This window comes from Sphaerochaeta sp. (assembly GCF_050256055.1).
Taxonomy (GTDB): Bacteria; Spirochaetota; Spirochaetia; order Sphaerochaetales; family Sphaerochaetaceae; genus Sphaerochaeta.
In genome coordinates, this window is the sequence record NZ_JBFWIJ010000025.1 from 17,245 (window position 1) to 39,355 (window position 22,111).

22 protein-coding genes and 1 tRNA gene are annotated in these 22,111 nt (G+C 51.3%); 15 read left to right on the forward strand and 8 right to left on the reverse strand.

All coding sequences use genetic code 11. From position 1 onward, the window contains the following. The first annotated feature begins 8 nt into the window (after positions 1-8). The 8 genes from tig (at position 9) to AB7C91_RS10395 (ending at position 7,903) form a co-directional block, all read left to right on the forward strand. Positions 9-1,358, forward strand: coding sequence for a trigger factor (gene tig / locus AB7C91_RS10360; RefSeq protein WP_428591187.1), 1,350 nt, complete (start codon positions 9-11; stop codon positions 1,356-1,358). A 112-nt stretch (positions 1,359-1,470) separates the two neighbouring features. Beyond that, positions 1,471-2,058 (forward strand): ATP-dependent Clp protease proteolytic subunit, encoded by a 588-nt coding sequence (locus AB7C91_RS10365; RefSeq protein ID WP_428591190.1) that lies wholly within the window; start codon positions 1,471-1,473, stop codon positions 2,056-2,058. After that, positions 2,058-3,287 (forward strand): ATP-dependent Clp protease ATP-binding subunit ClpX, encoded by a 1,230-nt coding sequence (gene clpX, locus AB7C91_RS10370; RefSeq protein ID WP_332447513.1) that lies wholly within the window; start codon positions 2,058-2,060, stop codon positions 3,285-3,287. Before AB7C91_RS10365 ends, clpX begins: the two co-directional genes overlap by 1 nt. A gap of 1 nt (position 3,288) precedes the next feature. Further along, the gene (locus AB7C91_RS10375; RefSeq protein WP_332447514.1) at positions 3,289-4,269 is read left to right on the forward strand and encodes a DHH family phosphoesterase; all 981 of its coding nucleotides are present in this window, start codon (positions 3,289-3,291) and stop codon (positions 4,267-4,269) included. 57 nt (positions 4,270-4,326) lie between these two features. Beyond that, a complete protein-coding gene (locus AB7C91_RS10380) occupies positions 4,327-5,310 on the forward strand; it encodes a hypothetical protein (protein WP_332447515.1) in 984 nt (327 codons plus the stop codon). Between the two features lie 25 nt (positions 5,311-5,335). Further along, entirely contained in the window at positions 5,336-5,938 is a 603-nt protein-coding gene (locus AB7C91_RS10385; protein WP_332447516.1) for a non-canonical purine NTP pyrophosphatase, read from the forward strand. Further along, positions 5,938-7,716 (forward strand): oligoendopeptidase F, encoded by a 1,779-nt coding sequence (gene pepF, locus AB7C91_RS10390; RefSeq protein ID WP_428591195.1) that lies wholly within the window; start codon positions 5,938-5,940, stop codon positions 7,714-7,716. The genes AB7C91_RS10385 and pepF overlap by 1 nt, the downstream gene beginning before the upstream one ends. 102 nt (positions 7,717-7,818) lie before the next feature. Continuing rightward, positions 7,819-7,903: transfer RNA gene (locus AB7C91_RS10395), tRNA-Leu, on the forward strand. Between the two features lie 73 nt (positions 7,904-7,976). Here the strand turns inward: AB7C91_RS10395 and AB7C91_RS10400 are convergent. Both AB7C91_RS10400 and AB7C91_RS10405 read right to left on the reverse strand, forming a co-directional pair. Continuing rightward, positions 7,977-8,576, reverse strand: a complete 600-nt coding sequence (locus AB7C91_RS10400) for a LysE family translocator (protein ID WP_428591198.1) — start codon at positions 8,574-8,576, stop codon at positions 7,977-7,979. 99 nt (positions 8,577-8,675) lie between these two features. Next, complete coding sequence (locus AB7C91_RS10405; protein WP_332447519.1) at positions 8,676-10,001, reverse strand: hypothetical protein; 1,326 nt, start codon at positions 9,999-10,001, stop codon at positions 8,676-8,678. A 487-nt stretch (positions 10,002-10,488) separates the two neighbouring features. On the opposite strand from AB7C91_RS10405, the gene AB7C91_RS10410 reads away from it, so the two are divergent. From AB7C91_RS10410 to AB7C91_RS10420, 3 genes are read left to right on the forward strand one after another with little or no spacing between them, the layout of a single operon-like run. Continuing rightward, positions 10,489-12,441 carry an FAD-dependent oxidoreductase gene (locus AB7C91_RS10410; protein ID WP_428591201.1) on the forward strand — a complete coding sequence of 651 codons (1,953 nt, stop codon included), beginning with the start codon at positions 10,489-10,491 and terminating at the stop codon, positions 12,439-12,441. Positions 12,442-12,447: 6 nt separating this feature from the next. Continuing rightward, on the forward strand, positions 12,448-13,434 hold the full coding sequence (locus AB7C91_RS10415; RefSeq protein ID WP_332447521.1) for a polyprenyl synthetase family protein: 987 nt from the start codon (positions 12,448-12,450) through the stop codon (positions 13,432-13,434). 8 nt (positions 13,435-13,442) lie between these two features. After that, on the forward strand, positions 13,443-13,715 hold the full coding sequence (locus AB7C91_RS10420; protein ID WP_332447522.1) for a hypothetical protein: 273 nt from the start codon (positions 13,443-13,445) through the stop codon (positions 13,713-13,715). Positions 13,716-13,725: 10 nt separating this feature from the next. On the opposite strand, the gene AB7C91_RS10425 is transcribed toward AB7C91_RS10420, so the two are convergent. Continuing rightward, positions 13,726-14,949 (reverse strand): DUF438 domain-containing protein, encoded by a 1,224-nt coding sequence (locus AB7C91_RS10425; RefSeq protein ID WP_428591206.1) that lies wholly within the window; start codon positions 14,947-14,949, stop codon positions 13,726-13,728. A gap of 97 nt (positions 14,950-15,046) precedes the next feature. After that, positions 15,047-15,490, reverse strand: a complete 444-nt coding sequence (locus AB7C91_RS10430; protein ID WP_332447524.1) for a CBS domain-containing protein — start codon at positions 15,488-15,490, stop codon at positions 15,047-15,049. Positions 15,491-15,705: 215 nt separating this feature from the next. Between AB7C91_RS10430 and AB7C91_RS10435 the strand changes: the two genes are divergently transcribed. Further along, complete coding sequence (locus AB7C91_RS10435) at positions 15,706-16,191, forward strand: permease (protein ID WP_332447525.1); 486 nt, start codon at positions 15,706-15,708, stop codon at positions 16,189-16,191. Beyond that, positions 16,188-16,760, forward strand: coding sequence for a permease (locus tag AB7C91_RS10440; RefSeq protein WP_428591209.1), 573 nt, complete (start codon positions 16,188-16,190; stop codon positions 16,758-16,760). The genes AB7C91_RS10435 and AB7C91_RS10440 overlap by 4 nt, the downstream gene beginning before the upstream one ends. Here the strand turns inward: AB7C91_RS10440 and AB7C91_RS10445 are convergent. Continuing rightward, on the reverse strand, positions 16,722-17,441 hold the full coding sequence (locus tag AB7C91_RS10445; protein WP_332447527.1) for a Crp/Fnr family transcriptional regulator: 720 nt from the start codon (positions 17,439-17,441) through the stop codon (positions 16,722-16,724). The two genes, AB7C91_RS10440 and AB7C91_RS10445, sit on opposite strands and share 39 nt — an antisense overlap. Positions 17,442-17,555: 114 nt before the next feature. Here AB7C91_RS10445 and pflB point away from each other — a divergent pair, with 114 nt between their 5' ends. Together pflB and pflA are read left to right on the forward strand one after the other, a co-directional pair. Further along, positions 17,556-19,757 carry a formate C-acetyltransferase gene (gene pflB / locus AB7C91_RS10450; RefSeq protein WP_428591212.1) on the forward strand — a complete coding sequence of 734 codons (2,202 nt, stop codon included), beginning with the start codon at positions 17,556-17,558 and terminating at the stop codon, positions 19,755-19,757. 12 nt (positions 19,758-19,769) lie between these two features. Beyond that, on the forward strand, positions 19,770-20,534 hold the full coding sequence (gene pflA / locus AB7C91_RS10455; RefSeq protein WP_428591215.1) for a pyruvate formate-lyase-activating protein: 765 nt from the start codon (positions 19,770-19,772) through the stop codon (positions 20,532-20,534). 63 nt (positions 20,535-20,597) lie between these two features. Here the strand turns inward: pflA and AB7C91_RS10460 are convergent, their stop codons facing one another. Genes AB7C91_RS10460 through AB7C91_RS10470 form a run of 3 tightly spaced genes read right to left on the reverse strand, consistent with a single transcriptional unit; the run spans position 20,598 to position 22,102 of the window. Beyond that, entirely contained in the window at positions 20,598-21,149 is a 552-nt protein-coding gene (locus tag AB7C91_RS10460) for a lipocalin family protein (RefSeq protein ID WP_428591218.1), read from the reverse strand. A gap of 3 nt (positions 21,150-21,152) precedes the next feature. Further along, positions 21,153-21,626, reverse strand: a complete 474-nt coding sequence (locus tag AB7C91_RS10465) for a MarR family transcriptional regulator (RefSeq protein ID WP_332447531.1) — start codon at positions 21,624-21,626, stop codon at positions 21,153-21,155. Continuing rightward, positions 21,626-22,102: a glutathione peroxidase gene (locus tag AB7C91_RS10470; protein WP_428591221.1), complete on the reverse strand. Its 477-nt coding sequence runs from the start codon at positions 22,100-22,102 to the stop codon at positions 21,626-21,628. The genes AB7C91_RS10465 and AB7C91_RS10470 overlap by 1 nt, the downstream gene beginning before the upstream one ends. Positions 22,103-22,111 lie beyond the last annotated feature (9 nt).

Sequence of the window (22,111 nt, forward strand, 5' to 3'; positions counted from 1 at the left end):
AACATAGGATGATCGCTGATAAAAGTATCAAAGAATTGGAGAATTCCTCCGTCGCGCTGACGGTCACAGTGACCGCTGACACCATCGAAGAAGGCTATCAAACTTCCTTGAAGAAGTATGCCTCCACCATTCAGCTGAAGGGCTTTAGGAAAGGCAAGGCCCCTCTTTCCGTGCTGGAAGGCAAATTCGGTAAGGCCATCCGCGAGGAGAGCACCTTCAACACCATTGAGGAAGAACTCAAGAAAGTGCTTGAGGACCTTGATGCCAAGTACAAGCCGCTCACCTACAGCACTCCTGAACTCCAGGACGAGGAATCCCTGCTCCCCTTCAAGCCCAATACAGATGTGACGTTCACCGTCCACTACGACATCATGCCGATCTTCGAGCTGCCCGCTTACAAAGGACTTGAGGTCACCTATCCCAAGGTAACTTTGACCGAGGATGCAGTGAATGCAGAGATCGAGAAGCTCCGGGACCAAAACGCCATGGTGATCGACAAGAATGATGCCGCTGCCATGGGGGATATCGTCACCGTCGATTACGTCGAGTTGGATGACCAGAACAACGAGGTTCCCGGCACCGAGCGCAAGGAATTCACCTTCACCCTCGGGTCCTCCTACAACCAGTACCAGATGGACAGCGACCTCGTCGGCATGAAGGCCGGTGAGGAGAAGACTTTCTCGAAGACCTATGCAGAGGACTCCACCGTCGAGGGATATGCGGGCAAGACCATCACCTTGAAGGTGTCTGTGTCAAGCGTCAAATTCCGTGATGTTCCCGCTCTGGATGACGAATTCGCACAGGATGTGAAGGAAGAATACAAGAGCGTGGAAGACTTGGTCAACGCAACCAAGGAGAAGCTGCAGAAGGCCCTCGATGCCAAGTTGGAACAGGAGAAACTCAACGCATTGAGCGAAGAGTTGCTCAAGGGCACCACCATTGCAGTCCCTGCCAGCATGGTCGATCTTGAGGTTGAGCAGAGCTGGAAGCGGTATGTCAAGCAAACCGGCCTGACCGAGGAGCAGATCCTCCAGTTCCTGGAATTCCAGAAGCAGACCAAGGAAGATGTCACCGCTCCTTGGAGAGAAGCTGCCGAGAAGTCACTGCGCGTCCAGCTCATCATGGAGAAAATCAAGGAAACCGAGAAATTCCCCTTGGACGAAGAAGAGCTGAACAAAGTGGTGGAAGAACAGCTGAAGGATGTCACTGATGAAAGTCAGAAGGACTACTACCGCACCATGATCGAGGACGATATGCGATTCCAGAAGATTGCCCCGTTCCTCCAAGAAAATAATACCTTTGTCGAGGGTGACGAAGTCGCCTATGCAGACTTCATGAGTCAGACCTACGGTGCCTAGTCGGCAGCCTGGACAATGAGTAATGTTGTGAAAAGGCGGGTCCTCACAGGTTCCGCCTTTTCAATCCCAGCTTAGAAAGGGGGCTTTTGCCATGAATAATCATCCTACGAGGATGCAATCAACCATACCGATGGTCGTCGAGCATTCAGGAGTCGGCGAACGAGCCTATGACATTTACAGCCGCTTGCTCAAAGATCGCATCATCTTCCTTGATGGTGAGATCAACGATGCAACCGCCGATCTTGTCGTAGCACAGATGCTGTTCCTCGATTCCGAGGATCCATCCAAGGACATCAGCCTCTACATCAACAGCCCCGGTGGATCAGTGACGGCAGGCTTGGCAATCTATGACACGATGCAGTACATGCACAGTGACGTACAGACGATCTGCATGGGCCAGGCAGCCAGCATGGCTGCGCTTCTGCTTGCTGCAGGCAAGACGGGCAAACGGTATATTCTTCCGTCAGCACGCGTAATGATCCATCAACCTTGGGGAGGCGTGGAAGGCCAATCGACCGATATCTCCATTCATGCAAGAGAAATCAGCCGAATCAAGAAGTTGACCATTGACATCATCGCTCGGCATACACAGAAGAGTTTTGAACAGGTATCCAAGGATGTCGAACGGGACTTCTTTCTCAGCAGTGAGGAGGCGGTAGCCTACCAAATTGTCGACAGCATCATGATAAGGAGCAATTGATGGCACGAAACGCGAAAGTGTGTTCTTTCTGCGGCAAGAGCCAGGAAGAAGTAAAGCGATTGATCAACGGACCCGGTGTAGCCATTTGTGATGAATGCATCAAGGTCTGCAACGATATGCTTGCAGGGGACCCCAGTTTCCAGGAAGAGACGGTCGGGCTTCCCGACCGCATCCCTACTCCGAAGGAATTGAAGGAGTACATGGATGAGTATGTCATCGGCCAAGACGATGCAAAGCGGGTGTTGGCCGTAGCCGTGTACAACCACTACAAACGAGTGAAATTCCAGAAACAATTCTCCGAGCAAGGGGTTGAACTGGATAAGTCGAACATCTTGATGGTCGGTCCTACGGGAACCGGAAAGACTTTGCTTGCTTCCACGTTGGCCCGAAAGTTGCAGGTCCCCTTTGCCATTGCCGATGCCACGACGCTCACTGAAGCAGGGTATGTCGGCGAAGATGTGGAGAATATCCTGCTCAAGTTGATCCAAAACGCCAATGACAACATCAAGGCGGCAGAATACGGCATCATCTTCATCGATGAAATCGATAAGATTGCGAAAAAGGGAGAGAACCCCTCCATCACCCGAGATGTCAGCGGTGAAGGTGTCCAGCAGGCATTGCTGAAGATCATCGAGGGAACCGACGCCTCCGTTCCTCCGCAGGGAGGCCGAAAGCATCCCAACCAGGAGATGTTGAAGATCAATACGCGCAACATCCTCTTCATTTGCGGTGGTGCGTTCGTAGGGTTGGACAAGGTGATTGAAAAACGCGTCTCCTCACATGCAATGGGCTTCGGTGCGAAGATCATCAACACCAACGAAAAGGACCTGCACACCCTGTACAGCCAGTTGATGCCCGACGATCTGATCAAATTCGGGTTGATCCCGGAGTTCATTGGCCGTCTTCCCATCCATGTAGCGCTTGACAACCTGACCAAACAGGATCTGATGCGAATCATCATTGAACCGAAGAACTCGATCATCCGTCAGTACGAGGCGGCTTTCCGGCTTGACGGCATTGAATTCATATTCAAACCTGAGGCGGTTGAGGCTGTTGCGGAGAAGGCATTCGATCAGAAGACCGGAGCCCGCGGATTGCGTTCCATCGTTGAGAACATCATGATGGGCATCATGTACGACATTCCCTCCATCCAACAGGTGAAACAAGTGATTGTCGGAAGGGACTGTGTGGTTGAGGGAAAACAACCGGAAGTCATCCGTGGAGCCTGATATGTTCAAATACCCGCCGATCGACGACCAGATTCTGGATTTGCTGCGAACCAAGGACGAGTTCATCGTCCTTGGGCATGTCAGCCCCGACGGGGATTGCCTATCCAGCCAGATGGCTATGTATTCCCTGCTTCTGAAGCTCGGTAAGACCGTTCATCTGGCCAACGCAGGGCCGTTTGATCGTTCCGAGATCTCCCACTTGCGTTCCGATTTCCTTGCCCACATCGACAGTGAGCTCTATCACCGCAATCCGATCGCCGTGGTGGTTGATTGTTCATCGCCCGATCGTCTGGGTCATCTTGGAGCCGAGATTGATGGCCTCACGACGGTTGTCTTCGACCATCACAGCAGTGGCGAACAATTCGGAACCTATCGCTACATTGTACCGCGGTCGGTTTCCACCACCTTGATCATCATGCAGCTGTATAAAGCGCTTGATGTCGAGATTTCCCAGGAAATTGCTGAGCATCTCTTTTTCGGTTTTGCCACCGACTCGGGTTTCTTCCGGTTCATCAATGCATATCGAGGGGAGACATTGCGTCTTGCAGCGGAGCTCGTGGACCTGGGAGTTTCCCCCAATGTCATGAATGACCGGATGACCGGCGGAAAAAGCCTCGGATATGTGAAATACCTGGGAAAGTTGATCGACCGAAGCGAAAGTTACTACGACGGAAAACTCATGATCTCGTCCAGTTGTCTCAGCGATCGTGACACATACATCACCACAGACAAACCGAGTGACCTGCTCTACACCATGCTGCTCTCCGTCAAGGGAGTCGAAGTGGTGATCTTCTTCAAGGAATTGGAGATGGGTGTCACCGAAGTAGGGTTCCGTTCCTCCCATCAAAGTACGGTGGATGTCGGAGCGCTTGCCGAGCAATTCGGTGGCGGCGGCCATAAGAAGGCGGCGGGAGCCACGGTGCACCAAAAAATCTCTGAAACACGGAAATTGTTGATCGAAGCGGTGGGCAAACTCCTTTAGGCGTAAGTTGGCATACACATTGCATGTTCTTGTGTACCTTCACACAAGGAGTATGCAATGCTCAATCTTCCTCTTTCGGAACAAGCTTCACATGACTTGACCCAAGCTGTGGTGTATTACCAAGCCCATCGCAGCGACACGGTGGCGTACCGTTTGATTCACGGCCAGACACAACAGATTCTCTACGCCCTTCCCGCTTTCTTGCATCTGCTTTCCGAGGAAGATTGTTGCGAGTTTCTCTTTTCCTGTTATGAAATGATTGATTACTACCTGGAAAGCTATCGTATCGGCCGCCTCTCCTATATCGGGTATCTGACCCAAGTAGTCCGCAAACGAAGCAGATATTTTATTGCACAGAAACACACGATTCAGCACAAAGAGCATCTGGTCGCCCAGAGTGAGCAGTATCATGAACGGATGGCAGAGGAAACAATGCCCGATATGGTTGCTGAACATGCGTCATACACCCCGTTTTCGAATATATTGGTAAATGCCATGCAGGACCTCCCTGCCCTGTTTTCCTCCTTGATGGAAGTAACTCGTTGCCCTACCCGTTTTGAGCAACCCCCTGTGACCGCTTTGCAGAAGGAATTGGAAAAACCGGTGAACAGAAAGCGTTTTTTGATCATGCTCACACTATCACCGGACGTAGCCAGCCAGTATCTGCTCGAAGATCTTGCATCGATCCTGCGGGTTGAAGTGCCCCTGCTCGCCCGTTATCTGAACACTGCCAACTTGATGCTTGAGCAGAAACGCACATGCAAACAGGAATTTGAGCAGATCAGCAACCGCCATTTCCGCCGTCTTCTGGAAATCGAGTCCCAAATGGAAAAGGAAGAGGACAAGAGGAAACGACAAAAGCTGGAGGAACTTCGCACCTGGACACAGCGCGTCTACAAGGCGAAGGTGGAACAAATCAAGCACATGGAGTTTCGGCTCAGCCACAGCCAGGTAGGAACCTTACTCGGAATTCCCAAAGGAACGGTGGACAGCGCCGTCCATTATATGAGCCGGTTGCTCACACGGTGTCTGGACGAATAAGACGACAATCGGTATCTTAGGTACCATGAATATTCTTTTGGCATCTAACAATCCCCATAAGAAGGAAGAGTTTCATCGACTGCTTCCTTCCCATACCATCATATTGCCCCAGGATCTGGGACTCGATTATTCGTTTGAGGAAGATAAGGAAACCTTTACCGAGAATGCCTTGGGAAAGGCCCTCGCCCTCGCAAAGACAGCCCCTCAGGGGTATGCGGTGCTCAGTGATGATTCCGGTCTTTGCGTTGACGCTCTGGGCGGCGGACCGGGCGTACGAACCGCCCGATACGGGATGGAAACGTTCAACCGAATGTTGGAAAGCGAAGAACGCAATGCATTCCTGTTGCAGAATCTTTCCCATCTTCCCGATAGAGAACAAAGGAAAGCCCATTTTGTCTGTGCCTTGGCGTTGGTTGTCTCTGAATATCGCATCTTCACCATCTGTGAATCGGTTGATGGATACATCGCCCTCGAGAGTTACGGCAAGGGTGGGTTCGGCTATGACCCGGTGTTCATCGTCGCAGAGACAGGGAAAACAATGGCCGCTCTCACCGATACGCAGAAGGACCGGTACAGCCATCGTGGAAAAGCCGCCCGTCATCTCGTTACCTTACTGGAGGATCTCTAATGCAGATACGTACACGTTCAGAACAACTGGTGGAAGATACCTGGGATCTTGGCAGCCTCTTCTCAGACGCTCAGGATTGGGAACAGGGGATGGAAACGCTCAAGCGTTGCATCGAAGAAGCACCGTCTTTTAGGGGAAGCCTGCAAAAGGGCAAAGAGGAATTCCTTGCCACAATGCGCTGGTATGAACAGACAGCCATCCTCGCAGAACGATTGTACAACTGGGCGTTCCTCAATTACAGCAGCGATGCTTCGTCCAGCGAACAGGTCAGACGCTATGCCCAAGTCTCCAGTTCGATGAGCCAGCTCTCTGCAGCCATGGCATATTTCGACCCGGAATTGCTGGGATTGGATGATACAGTGGTCGAAGCCTATCTTGCAGACCCTGCATTCGGTGATTACGCGGTGTTCATCCGCAAAGCCCGAAGATTCAAGGCCCACGTCCTGGACGAGGCTCAGGAACGCCTGATGGCTTTGCAAAGTGAAGTCGCCTCGGTGCCCCGTACCACGTTCAGCGACCTTACCAACGTTGATTTTGATTTTGGGATGCTTGATGGATCACCTTTGACACAAAGTACCTTCAGTTCCTTTTTGATGCAGGAGGATCGAGAGCTTCGCAAAAAGGCGTACAAGCAGTTCTATCATGTCTATGATGCCAGCAAACATGCATTGGCTCGATTGTATGAGGGGCAGGTAAAGCAGGACATCTTCCGTGCAAAGGCACGTGGCTACGAAAGTTGCCGCGCCATGGCCTTGTTTCCCGACAATGTACCGATTGCCGTCTATGATTCATTGATCGCCGCCGTGCATGAAGCGCTACCCACCCTACATCGCTACTACAGGCTGCGAGCACGTCTGTTGGGTTTGGAAAAACTCGCCCATTACGACGTGTATGTACCCTTGGTGGGAGGGATCCATACCAATACACCCTATGCACAAGCGGTGGAAATCATAGCGAAGGCGCTCGCTCCCTTGGGAGCCGAGTATGTCCGGACGCTGACCGACGGCTTGACCACCGAACGATGGGTCGATCGATACGAAAACAAGGGAAAACGCAGCGGCGCATTCTCAAGCGGGACTTTCACCTCAAAACCCTATATCCTGCTCAACTACAAGGAGGATGTACTGCGCGATGTCTTTACCGTCGCCCATGAGGGAGGGCATTCGATGCACAGCCATTACAGTGCCGCAAACAATCCCTTCTTCCAGTATGACTACACCATTTTCGAGGCGGAAGTCGCATCCACCTTCAATGAACAGTTGCTTGCCCGGTATTTGATCGAGCAATCGGAAGACCAGGCAATGAAGGCCTATATTTTGGGGAAACAGCTGGATGACATCGTCGCCACCTTGTTCCGCCAAACGATGTTCGCTGAATATGAACTGCGCACCCACCAGTTGGCTGAGGAAGGCACTCCCCTCACCCTCGAGCTCTTGCGCAGTGAATACCGGTCCCTGCTGCAGACATACTTCGGGGATGCAGTCGAATTTGAGGAGGAAAGCGATCTTGAAGGATTACGGATTCCCCACTTCTACAGCTCCTTCTATGTCTACAAATACGCAACCGGCATCAGTGCAGCCATTGCTTTGAGCAGGAAAGTACTCGAAAACGGAGAATCGGCAAGAAAGGATTATCTGACGTTCCTGTCAAGCGGAGGCAGAGAGTATCCGATCGATTCACTGAGGATGGCTGGGGTGGATATGGCCGACGAGCAACCGGTTCGGGAAGCATTGGCCACCTTTGCAAACCTGCTTTCCCAATTTGAGGCTTTGGCATGAGGATATTCATCGCTCTTTTTCAAAAGAGGGCTTGACTCATTCCCCGGCCTTGTTGTATTGTTGCCACGTTCGGTTCATATGAACCGGATACAACCTCAAGATGCGGTAGTGGTGGAATTTGGTAGACACGCTAGCTTGAGGTGCTAGTGGGAGAAATCTTGTGCTGGTTCAAGTCCAGTCTACCGCAACGCAAAAGCCCCTTGTCAGAGATCTGGCGAGGGGCTTCTTGTTATCCAGATCAAGCACAGTAAAGCGGTGTCTCACCATACGGAAAGCACCAACGACACGGCGGTATATGCGAGTAAGAGCGCAAGTATAAGATTCACTGCTTTCCTTCGTTTCTCAGTTTTCAAAAGAAAGCTGATCGATTGCCCGAACAATGCCCAGAGTGACAGGGCGCTGAAGCTGAGAAGCGTGAATCCCAGAGCACTGGATACCAAGGCGAGCGGATTATGGGCAAGCCCTGTAAGAAAGGTGGAATATACCGTCAAGCCTAAGATGATCACCTTCGGATTCAATACTTGCAGGAGCAATCCTTTCGTGTACCCAAGCGGCTTGGAAGCACCACTGGAGAGCTCATAGCTGCTGAAAAGCATGTGGTGGGCAAGATACAGGATGTATGCGGCACCGAGCAGGGTAAGCACGGGCAGAACGTTTGCAAGCAATTGTTGGATCACAGCAGAGAGAACGGCGCACAGGAGCATGACTAAAAAGAAGCCGGTGGCGATTCCCAAGAAATACGGCAAGGAACGTCGATACCCGTACTTCATTCCCATGGCTCCACTGCTGAGCGTGTTCGGTCCTGGGGTAAAAATGGTGACCAATGCAAAAGTCAAGGTGGAGAGTATGTCGATCTGCATACCGCGATGGTACCAGAAGAACCATCGCTTGGCCAGAACAAATAAAAACAGCCCCAAAGAGGAGATCCTCCAAGGGGCCGCTTGGGATTCAAGAAATACTTACTGTTTCTTTACGCCATTGGCAAATGCTTCATCAACCAAGGTATAGAAATCCTTGACGTGCATGGTTGCACCGGCGATATCATCAGTATGGCCTTCCGCGTCAGAATACGTAATCTTCTTCGGATCCTGGGTGGAGAGCAGGTAATTCTGAACGGCAGCAGCCTGTTCATGCCATTCCTTGCCGATCTTACTGGCCTTGATCATGCCATACCCACCGTCTGCAGCAACGACCTGCTTGTCCTTGCCATCCTTGTCCACAGCACTCCAGAATACATTGACCAGATTGCCATTGTTGACGAACAGGGAGACGAACCCTTTCCAACCGGAGGAGCTGAACTCAGTCTCGGTTGCATAGTAACCACCGTCGGCAAACGGACCAATCTTCTGGGGACCGTTGGCGAGAGCCTTCTCAACAAGGGCTGCAAAAGAATTTACATGGATGGATACACCGGCGATGTCGTCGGTATGACCTGCATCATCCTTGTAGGTAAGACTCTTGATATCCTGTTTCTCAATCAAATAGGCCTCAGCCTTCTCAGCCTGCTGGTACCATTCGGCCTGAGCCTTGCCGTTCTTGACCATATTGTACTTGCCTGCCTTGTCATAGGCTTTCTTGTCATCACCAGTGCGATTCACGGCACTCCAGTCGACTCCGGCAATCCGTCCGTTGATGACGGTCAGCGAGACATATTCCTTCCAACCGGAAGAGGGGAATGCTTCATCGATGGCAAAGTAAGCACCGTCGGCAAGCGGACCACGTCCAACAGGACCGGCAGCAAGGGCTTTTTCGGCAAGTCCGAAGAAACCACTTACGTGAATGGAGACACCGGCGATGTCGTCGGTATGCCCTGCTTCATCTTTGTAATTGATGGCGGCAGGATCCTGGGTCTTGATCAGGTATGCCTCAGCTTTCTGGGCCTGTTGATACCATTCAGCCTGTGCTTTGCCGAACTTGACCATGTTGTACTTGCCGGCTTGGTCGTAGGTCTTCTTGTCAGCACCACCGTTGACATTCACACCATTCCAATCGGCTTTTACGATCTTGCCACCGGAAACGGTCAAGGTGACGGTTTCCTTCCAACCGGAAGATGCATAGACATCATCCATGGCAAAGTACACACCATCTTGGTATTTTGCCGGAGCAGGGGCCGGTGCAGGGGCGGCGGGAGCCGGTGCCGGAGCAGGGGCGGGGGCAGCAGCAGCGGGGGCCGGTGCCGGGGTAGCAGATGCTTCAGTCTTCGCTTCAGACTTGGAACAGCCTGCAAAGACAACCAGCGAGAGCAAAGCCAAAGCTGACAAGACAGCCAACAGGTTCTTTCTCATCGTACATTCTCCTCATTAGCAAACATGCATTTCAATAATGCTTATGTATAATCATATACCGATTATTTGCACTATTTCAATATCGTCCTAATTTTATCAATATCTGCTCGTTATTACGATTGATTCTTGATAAATTCTTTCTATATAAAGTTTTCTAATTCTAATTAATCCCATTCCTTTACTTTGATATAATAGTATCGATAAAATTTTTTTTATTTTTTTTATTTCTGATATTATTGGGTAGATAGGAAATTATTGTCAATTCAAGTAAATATACACTGGTGTTGGTTACAAAAATATGAGAAAATGGTTTCGATAAAAAAGGAAAGAATTGCATTAATTCTTACTTTTGTGCTAGAGTGTTTTTCGGCCAACGTGGCGAAGGTACAGTGTATGTACTACCCGATCTGCACCTTGTTCACGAAAACACGACCAACTTTGCCAGACAATGACCTCTCTTGAAAGAGGGATGATGAAGGAAGGAACCATGGATAAGAAACAGATTGTGGTCTTGGGTGGAGGCTATGCCGGCGTACATGCAGCAAAAGTGTTGCACAAAGCATTCAAGAAGCACAAAGACAAGGTTGAGATCACCTTGATCGACAAAAACCGCCACCACATCCTGATGACCGAACTGCATGAAGTTGCAGGCAACCGGGTTGATGAAGACTCAGTGAAAATTTCATTCAACCGGATCTTTGCAGGAAAGATGGTCAACGTGGTGCAGGACACCATAGCGGACATCGATTTCAAACAGCAGGTCCTCAAGGGAAAACGGGATTCCTACCGATACGACCAATTGATCATCGGCACCGGAGCACAGACCGCAGATTTCAACATTCCCGGTGTCAAGGAGCATGCCTTCTATCTTTGGAGCCTTGATGACGCGCTTCGTATCCGCTGCCACATCGAGCAGATGGTCAAGGATGCCAGTCGTGAAGCCGACAGTGAAAAACGCAAGCAGATGCTTACATTCGTCGTTGCCGGCGGTGGATTCACCGGTGTCGAGTTGGTCGGTGAATTGACCGAATGGCTCCCTACCCTCTGCAAGGAGAACGGTATCGACTTCAAGAAGGAAGGAAGGCTGATCAACTGCGAGGCATTGGGAAACATTCTGAACATGCTGCCAGAGAAACCTCGTGCCAAGGCGGTGAAGCACATGGAGAAAAAGGGCGTGGAGATCATGCTCAACTCCCTCATCACCACCGTCGATGCAGAAGGGTTCACCACCCGCAGCGGCGACGTCATCAAAACCAAGACCTTGATCTGGACTTGCGGGGTACGTGGTACCGAATTCTGCGAGAAGCTTCCACTGACCGATGGGAAAATCGGAAGAAAGCTCGTCAATGAATACATGCAGACACCGGACTATGAGAATGTCTATCTTGCCGGTGACAGCCTGTGGTTCCTGGAAAACAATAAAGCGGTTGCCCAGATTGTCGAAGCAGCTGAACAGACCGCGAAAACAGCCAGCGACGGCGTCATCTATACAATCAAGCAGGAATTGGGATTGAAGGCGGAAAAGCCCAAACCGTTCAAGTCGAATTTCCATGGATTCATGGTATCGATCGGTGGAACGTATGCGGTAAGCCATACCGCCGGCATCTCGATGTCCGGTTTCTTTGCAATGGCTCTCAAGCATATGGTCAATATGTATTACCAGTTTGGTGTCTGCGGGATCAACGCAGTATGGAGTTATCTCAAGCATGAGATTCTTGAGATCAAGGACCGCCGCTCGTTGATCGGCGGACTGGCTTCCTACAAGGTGCCTTCCTACTGGACGACCTTCCTTCGGATGTATCTCGGGGTGATGTGGTTGATCGAAGGCATCGGGAAAATCAAATCCGGCTGGCTTACCGATACCACCGGTTCCAAGGTATATTGGGGCCCGGTCAAGGGTGCGGTCGAAGGAGCTGCCGATGCGGTGGCTTCTGCCAGCCAAGCGGTTGCCGATAAAGTGGTGGAAACCGTTGCATCAGCAAGTCAGGCAGTCAGCGGAAGCACGGATGCAGTGGTTTCAACTGCACAGCAGCTCGCTCCTCCCCTGCTTGCCGAACCTTTGAAGCTTTTCACGTGGATCAACAACACGTTCGTTGCACAGGCGCCGTACCTGTTCCAGTTGATGATCGTCCTTGCGGAAGTGGGTATCGGACTGGCGTTCATCGGCGGTCTGTTCACCTTCCCGGCAGCCATCGTTTCCTTGGGATTGTCGTTCATGTTCCTCATCGGCGCTATGGCAGGCAAGGAAATCCTCTGGTATATGGCCGTCTCGATCGTCATGCTCGGCGGAGCAGGAAAGGCGTTCGGCCTCGACTATTGGGTGATGCCGTACTTGAAGAAATTGTGGAACAAGACCCCTCTTGCCAAGAAAACCTACTGCTATCTCGGTGAACCTGAATACACCCGTAAGCAGATGGAGAGAAAGCTGAGGAACAAGTAGGAAGGCATGGCTGATTTTTGGAACGACGAACCGACCATTCAATCGCACCTATCATTGGTGAGTGCCACCATCGAACAAACGGTGGCAAACGCTCATGGATTCATTCGCCAAGTATTGCTTGACCACGTCAAGAGCGGGGGGAAGATGCTTCGCCCCGCCTTGGTGATGATCACCAGCAAACTGGGTGAACATGAAATCCATGATGATGCAGTGCGGGTCGGTTCAATCATTGAAATGATACACCTGGCTTCCTTGGTACACGACGATATCATCGATACCGCAGAAAAACGAAGAGGACAGGCAACCGTATTTGCACGAGTAGGAGCCAAACAGGCAGTGCTGGCAGGAGATTTCCTCTTGGCAAAGGCCTTGGTACTCACCAGTGGGAAAGAGCGTGGCATCGACAGCAGAGTGGTTTCCAGCGCATTTGCACGGTTGTGTGAAAGTGAATTGGACCAGGACGCAGGCCAAGGAAATTTCTTCATCTCACGCAGGAACTACTTACGTAGGATTGCAGGAAAAACCGCCAGCCTGTTCGCACTCAGTTGCTATGCAGGTGCTGCGTTGCAGGAAGGGGACCCCTTGGTTGCAATGCGTTGTCATCGCATCGGATACTGCCTGGGCATGGCCTTCCAGATCCAGGATGACATTCTCGATTACACGGGAAGTGCCGACAAGCTGGGCAAGCAAACCGGCAACGATCTTCGCTGCGGTATACCGACGCTCCCCTTATTGTACGCCTTGGAGGCTGAACAGGAGCAAGGGAATGATCGACTGCGATCCCTTTTGGAGAACGTACAAGCTCCCTTGCATCCAAGGACGGTCAAGCAGGCATTGGTGCTGACCGATGAGCTGGGTGGTGTACAAAAAGCCCAACTTCTAGCAGAATCATATAAGAACCGGGCTTTTGCGGACATTCGCCTGCTCAACCATCCAGAGGTGGAGCGGCAGTTGACCAATCTGTTTACCAAACTATCTACCCGGTCCGTATAGGATACTGCATGAACGAGAACGACTTGGACTTTGAGACAGATCTCAGCGGTGAGACATTGGCCTTCCGCGAAGCATATGAAACCACTTTGCATCATTTGGAGAATCGCCAAACGACGAGTCCCCTCCGATTAATGGACATCGAAGGGGAACTCTATCACCTGACCGTATATGAAGGACAGGATTGGGGAGGCAGAGGCGTGCTCAAGAATGCCGAGATACAAGGGCAGATCTATGCATACATGGCATTCATCGACACCTTGAAAAAGGTAGAGCTGAACTGAACAACCTTGCCTAGCTGAGCAAGGTCTTCTGGCCTTCCAAACTTCTGAGCGAGGAAATTTCCTCGGTTACCTCAAGCACCCCGAGATATTCCTGTTTTTCGTTGCGTACTGCAAAATACCTGATCAGGACGAACTGGGTGCCACGCTGTATCCAGAAGGATTCGCTGTCTTTCCTTCCTGCCTTGAAATCCTCGACCAATCTCTCAACGACGGGAAGGCTCTTCGGTGGATGGCAATGCGCCACTTCCCTGCCTACGATGCTTCTCGTCCTGGGGAATACCCGATCCTTGCCTTCGCTGAAATAGCGGACTTTGTCATCCACACCGACAAACGTAACGTCACCTGGCAGGGTGTTGAGCATCCAAGTCAATTCCTCAAGGTTGAAATGTCCGCTGGGAAGCTGGATCTCACCCTGAGTATTCGCTTTTGGTTCATCCTCCAGCTTACCGCTCATGCTGGCATTCCAGCGATACCATGTGGTTGCGTCGCTCGGGCTGGCCCCTTCGATACCCCCGTTGAAACAGTAGCCGATGTCGGCACTGTCGCGTGCTACGGTAAGCCATGCATCACCATCCATGCATCCTTGCAGCATGGGAAGCAGGATGTTGTTCTCTTTGTCTATCATGGAGCGGACCTGCTCTTCCAGTTTTGCAAGCTCAGGCTCCAGAACGCTATTGGATTCCTCCAAGTTCCTGATCACCAATTTCCAAAGGTCTCGGATCTCGTCATCGACCCCCCACATCACTTTCGGGGGCGCGGTGATGCCGGCTTTCTCCAGATACGGGAAGAACAGGTTTTCCTTACGCAGGTAATGCTTGTCCAACTTGCTCAGGCTCTTCAATGCAGAAAGCAGGTCGGCTTTCGAGGCGTCACTCTTCTCTTGTGTGTACGTCTTCACCGCCGAAGCGAACATCCCATCGAGGAAGGCCTTCAGCCCTTCATTTTCCTTGATGAATACGAATGCCGGATGGCCGGCTGTCTTATCGACCTGCTTGCCCTGATGGATTTCCTCCACACTTCCTCCGAATACGGAAGCGTGGACATCACAAAGCCGCTGGACCTGCTCCACTTGGATGGATCCATCTTCCATCAACTTGCGTTCAGCCGCCGCAAGCTCTTCGGCACTGACACTGCCGAATTCAGCTTCGAACTCCTTTTTCACCGCATCGCTGCCGACTCCGGCATGGAGCTTCTCAATTATGGTTTTCAATTTCAGGATCTTGGATTCGTCCATACATACTCCTTCGTATAAATTCCTACTATTCTAGTATGTTAAAAAGCGCCCTCCAAGGAAAGCGCTTTTTGAAAAAAGAGTTACATTTTAATCTGCCTCAATAGGCATTCGTAATATAGTGCTCAAGCTCGCCGATTTGGAAGTCGCGTTCCTCCAGTACCGCTTTCACGACATCACCGATGGAAATCATACCAACGACTTTTTCCCCATCCACGACCGGAAGGTGTCGGAAACGACCGGCGGTCATAAGCTGGAGGCAGTCATCCAAGCTTTGGTGAGGTTTGACATACGTGACCCCGGTGGTCATCACTTCCCGCACAGGGATGGAAGCAGTGTTCAGATGTTCCAGCTTCCTGGAAAAGTGGCGGACGATATCGCGTTCGGAAAGAATTCCCTTGATATCGCCATTCTCGTTGAGAACCAACAAGGCACCTATCTTATGCTCAGTCAATTTCAGCAAAGCATGGGAGAGAGCATCTTCGGGTGTGATGCTGTACACAACACTTCCCTTCTGGTCCAGAATCGATTGCACATTTGCCATACAAGACCTCCACTATGTAGATTTTTGCTAACCTTCTGATTCAAGCGTACTCCAGTGTGCTCAATTCCGCAAGGAATTTGTACGTGTTTGACCTAAAAATCCCTACCATTTTACTGGATAGCAAAATATCGATAGAATCAGATCCATTCCCGACAAGTCCCATGCATTGCTTTCCCCCTGCAATTTTGCTATATGTTGGGCTAAAGGAAAAGCTGATGAACACCTTACTGTATGCAATGACCATTATCCTGCTGCTGCTTTCCGCTTTGAAGGATCGGCACAAAACCAAAAGAGCCTTGCGTAAAGCGCTCAAATCGTTTGAGAACATCCTACCCCAGCTTCTGGTGGTCGTATTGTCAGTCAGCTTGTTGCTCAGCGTGATGGACCAGAAAACCATTCTTTCGGTCATCGGGAAGGAATCACGCTGGTGGGGGGTGCTGCTCGCATCCGTGGTGGGAGCCCTCACCCTGATCCCAGGCTTTGTAGCCTTCCCCACTGCCGCATTGTTGTTGCAAGGAGGAGCTGGCTATATGCAGATTGCCGCCTTCGTGTCCACCTTGATGATGGTGGGCATCATCACCCTGCCGGTTGAAATGCAATACTTCGGGAAACGACTTGCCCTCCTTCGCAACCTATTTGCCTACCTTTTTTCCCTGCTGGTGGCATTGGTGATCGGAACGGTCATGGAGGTTCTGGTATGAAATCATTCTTTCGTCGATACCGTGTGTTTCTCGTCGGAGCTTGCATTCTGCTTGCCCTGGGAGTCCTGAACCGTGAACTCGGAGTCAGCGTGGTGCAGAAGACTGCGATGCAGCTGAAGGAAATGTTGCTGGTGATCCCCCCGATCTTCATACTTTTGGGCCTGCTTGATGAATGGGTGCCCAAACAGACGATGGTCGCCTATATGGGGGAAGGCAGCGGCTTGAAAGGGATACTGCTTGCATTCTTCATTGGATCGGCAGCGGCAGGCCCGCTGTACGGGGCGTTCCCGGTCGCAGCGGTATTCATGAAGAAAGGTGTCAAATTCACCAACGTCCTCATATTCCTGGGAGCTTGGTCGACGACCAAGATTCCGATGTTCCTGTTTGAATCGACCGCCCTGGGCCTGCCATTCGCCTTGACCAGGCTGGCGATCGACATCCCCGGCATTATCCTCATTGCCTATGCACTCAAGGCTCTGCTTTCCAAAAAGGAAATCGAAACCATCTATGCCAATGCCCAGAAGATCTCGTCAATCGATGGTGACCGAAAGGTTTCTCAGCGCTTCTAAGTCGAGGATGCGGATCAACTTGGAACCCAAGTTCTCGATCAAGCCCTCCTCCTCGAATTGGGTCAGCTTCCGGCTCAGTGTCTCGCGTGCCAATCCCAGATAGTTGGCCAAACCCTCCCGGCTCAAGGGGAGTGTGATGTCTATGTATCGTCCGTTCTGCTTACCATAGGAATCCTTGAACTCCAAGAGGAAACTGGCAATCCTCAATTCGGCATTCCTCCCTCCCATGCTTTGCATCGCCGTTTCCAACCGACTCATCCGGTTTGCCATCGCCTCGATGATCTGCAGGGCCACCGTACTGTGCTGCTCCAGCAATAGGGTGAACTGCTTCTTGCTGAGTACACAGACCTTGGTGTCCTCCAAGGCCTGTACGGTATAGGGAACCCGTTCCTCGGTGAAGAGGAATCGAGCACCAAAGTAATCGTTGGCCGGAAAGATGTACAAGATCTGCTCCCGCCCATCGCTGGTGGTCCGGAAAGCCTTTGCACTCCCCTCACGGATGACGGTGAACCCACTCGCCCGGTCTCCCTCCCGTACCAGGATCTCACTCTTGCGATACTCACGGTTTTCCATCTGCATGGTCAAGGTATGCACCGCATCAGGATCGAGGGTGGCAAACAGCGGGACGTTTCTCAGACACTGTGTATTGGTGCAAGCAGAGCACTGATCGGACGATTCCATGGTAACTCCTAGTAAAATAGTAGAATTGTGATTTCAATCACAGTACAACATTTGCATTCATGGTACACCGTAGACAAGAAAAGTATACGGAAAAATTCCAAGTGAGGATACACCATGAACGATGCACAAAAACGAACCAATACCAGAATGTTCATCGTAGAGAACTACACCCCCTACGATGGGGACGATTCCTTCCTGCAAGGGCCGACTGACCGGACACGCAAACTTTGGGACAAGCTCAAGGGACTCCTGGCCGTCGAGCGGGAGCGCGGAGGCATGTACGACATCGATGAGCACACGATCTCGACCATCACCAGCCACAAGAACGGATACATCGACGAAGAACTGGAACAAATCGTCGGGTTGCAGACCGATGAGCCGCTCAAGCGCGCGATCATGCCATTCGGCGGTATCCGCCTTGTCCATACCGAGCTGAAGGCATACAACCGCACCCTCCCGGAATCGGTGGATGAGGTTTTCAAATACCGCAAAACCCATAACGATGGCGTCTTCGATGTCTATACCGAGGAAATGAAAAAGGTACGGCACAGTGGAATCGTTACTGGACTACCCGATGCATATGGTCGCGGAAGGATCATAGGGGATTACCGCCGGGTCGCCTTGTATGGAGTCGATTACCTGATCGAACAAAAGAAGCAAGCCAAGGAGCAGTACGTTTTTGATGCGATGACCGAGGAGATCATCCGCGACCGTGAGGAATTGAGTGAACAAATCCGCAGTCTCATGGAATTGAAGGAAATGGCCCGTTCCTACGGTTACGACATCAGTGGGCCGGCGCAGGATACCAAGGAAGCCATCCAATGGGTGTATTTTGCATTCCTTGCAGCAACCAAGGAACAGAATGGTGCCGCCATGAGCCTGGGAAGGGTTTCCACCTTCCTGGACATCTACAGCGAGCGCGATTTGGAACAGGGAACCTATACGGAAGAGGAAATCCAGGAGCTGGTCGACCATTTCATCATGAAGCTCAGGATCATCCGTTTCCTGCGCACCCCTTCCTATGACGAACTGTTCAGCGGAGACCCCACCTGGGTGACCGAGTCCATCGGCGGCATATGCCACGACGGAAGGCATATGGTCACCAAGATGAGTTACCGTTTCCTGCACAGCCTGGTCAACCTCGGACCTGCACCGGAACCCAATCTCACCGTCTTGTGGAGTGAACACCTGCCTGAGCATTTCAAGGCTTTCTGCGCTCGCCTTTCCATCGAAACATCATCCATCCAGTATGAAAGTGATGATTTGATGCGCACCGAGTACGGTGATGACTACGGCATCGCCTGTTGTGTCTCGGCTATGAAGATCGGCAAGCAGATGCAATTCTTCGGAGCGCGGGTGAATCTGGCAAAAACCCTGCTGTATGCGATCAACGGAGGAAGGGACGAAAAGAGCGGTGAGCAAATAGGGCCGAAGACTGCAGCCATCGAGGGGGAGTACCTCGACTATGAGACAGTGATGGATCGCTTCGAGACCATGACCAGCTGGCTGGCCAAGCTGTATGTGGATACGTTGAATGTGATTCATTTCATGCATGACAAATACAGCTATGAACGGTTGGAAATGGCCTTGCACGATGAAAAGATCGTACGGACGCTGGCTGGTGGCATCGCAGGACTCTCCGTAGTGGCAGACAGCCTGTCCGCCATCAAATATGCGAAGGTCAAACCGATCAGGGATGCGTCCAATCTGGTCGTCGATTTCACCATTGAAGGGGACTTCCCCACCTATGGGAACAATGATGACCGCGTCGATGGGATGGCAAAGGATTTGGTGCACTCCTTCATTGAGAAAATGCGAAGACATGCAACCTATCGCAAGAGCATCCCCACCCTCTCGGTGTTGACCATCACCAGCAACGTCGTATACGGCAAGAAGACCGGTTCCACTCCTGACGGACGGAAACTTGGTGAACCGTTTGCACCGGGGGCAAACCCGATGCATGGCAGGGACGTGAAAGGATGTGTAGCAAGCATGAAGAGTGTGGCCAAGCTCTCCTACGAGGATGCACAGGACGGGATTTCCTACACCTTCTCGGTCATTCCCTCCACATTGGGGAAGGACAGGAAGATGCAGGTGGCGAATCTGGTGACCCTGCTTGACGGATATTTTGCCGAGACCGGTCATCACATCAATGTGAACGTCATGGAAAAAAGCACCTTGCTCGATGCCATGGATCATCCGGAGAAGTATCCCCAGTTGACCATTCGGGTCAGCGGGTATGCGGTGAACTTCATCAAGCTCACCCGTGAACAACAGCTTGATGTCATCCATCGAACCTTCCACGAAACCTTGTAAGGAGGCGGTGTCATGTCAGTTACAGGATCGATACACTCGTTCGAAAGCTTCGGAACGCTTGATGGTCCGGGACTGCGTTCGGTAATCTTTCTCCAAGGTTGCAGTCTGCGATGCCGCTACTGTCACAATCCCGATACCTGGAATCTGAAAGGCGGGAAGCAGATGGACAGCGAAGAGGTTATCAAGGAAGTCCTTTCCTACAAACACTTCATCGCCAAAGGAGGCGTGACGATCAGCGGCGGGGAGCCGTTGAAACAGCCAATGTTCGCCTTGGAATTGCTCAAACGCCTGAAACAAGAAGGATTGCATACAGCACTGGATACAGCCGGCTCGGTGCCGCTCGAAATTTCCAAGCCGGTACTCGATGCGGCCGATCTGATCCTGCTCGACATCAAAAGTCTGGATGACAAGCAATGCTTCAGTCTCACCGGCATGGGCAATGCACATACACTGGCGACCCTGGCGTACTGCCAAGCCACGAAGAAACCGGTATGGCTGCGTCATGTGCTGGTTCCCGGATGGACATTGCAGAAGGAACGGTTGGAAGACCTCGCATCCTTCCTGGAAGGCTTCGATTGCATCGAGCAGGTTGAATTGCTTCCGTATCATCGGCTCGGCCAATACAAATGGGAGCAACTTAAGCTTCAGTACACGCTCAAGGATGTTCCTGAGCCCTCGGAGGAAGATCTGAGGATGGCCCGCTCGATCTTTGAAGAGCACCACCTCAAGGTTTTGATGACATCCTTCTCCCAAGAAAAAGAGATAAAGGTCGGTTGAAAACGATGGGCTTGCGCATAGGCAAGCCCATCAATACCGAAAAACGACGAAAAAACGTTTGACTTAGCGTTCTTTCTGCGGAACCATGAACAGTTTTTCCAGATCATACCCCTGCTGTACGGCGATTGCTTTCATCTTTGCCAGCAATTCATCACTGACCGTAGGGGTACGGGAGAGGAACCACAGGTACTTACGGTTGTTGTTGCCTACCAACGCCCACTGATAGTTTTCCTCATCCAGTCCGAAAACCAGATAATCCGAGGTGAAAAGATTGAAGAACTTCACCTTCAAAGCCCCTGGTACGGCTTCGTCGGGTCTCCATGCCACAGCTTTCACTGAAGTGAACTTGCCGTCCAAAGTCGTTTTCAAACCACTGTTCACCACCTGGATTCTTCCATCGTCACGAAGACTGTAATCAGCCTTCGCCCCTACCAAAGTCTTCTCAAATTGATGTTGATACCGTGCGATCTCATACCACGATCCCAGATACCGGTTCAGGTCAAGTGAATCCACGGTCTTCAAGGGAGGAAGGCTATCCGCCTTCGTTGCGCATCCGCTTAATGCAAGCAAACCGGCGAGCAATCCGGTCATCAGAACTATCTGAGTCTTTCTCATTCGTCACCTTCCTTCTTCCCGCTCGCGGCGGGTTCTTTTCAGTTGTTGCAGCGTATCATCAAGCATGATCCTCAACTGCTCATATTTCCTTCCCTGTTCCGATACATCCGTGCTCAACAGACAGGAAGCGATGTGATCAGGTATGGACAGTGCTTTCTGCTCCAATGCACGACCCTCCTTTGTCAAGGATATCTGTACGGTACGTTCATCCGAAGGCAAACGATTTCGCGTGATCAGATGGGATGCTTCCAGTCTTTTGAGCAAAGGAGACATGGTACCGGTATCGAGACTGAGTGCAGCGCACAACTCACCCACGGTCCCCGTCTCATGCTCCCAGAGATACAACAGTGTGATGTACTGGGCATAGGTCAATCCCAGATGATCAAGAAGTGGTCGATATGCAGCCATCAACTCCCTCTCGAGTGCATAGAAGCGAAAACAGAGCTGGTTTGAAAGCAAAAGTTGGTCATGTGCCATTACAACACCTCCTCAAGGACAGGCACCAACGATTTCGGTGTCTGATTGGAAGCATACCGATGTACGGTCTTGCCGTCCTTCTCAACCAAGAACTTGGTGAAATTCCATTTGATCGCCTTCCCGGCAACACCCGGAGCCTGTTCTTTCAGCCATACATACAAAGGATGGGTTTCCTTTCCATTCACCTTGATCTTGCTCATCAAGGGAAAGGTCACATCAAAACGCATACGGCAGAATGATGCGATCTCTTCGTCGGTTCCCGGTTCCTGATGGGCGAATTGGTCGCAGGGAAAGCCAATGACGACCAACCCGCGATCCTTATATCGACGGTACAACTGTTCCAGTTCCTTATATTGGGGGGTGAATCCACATTTGCTTGCGGTATTGACGATCAGCAGGGTTTTGCCTTGCAATGAAGCAAAAGCAAAATCCTGCTGGTCATTCGCTCTGGCATGAAACTCGGTAATGGTGCTCATACTCTGTGT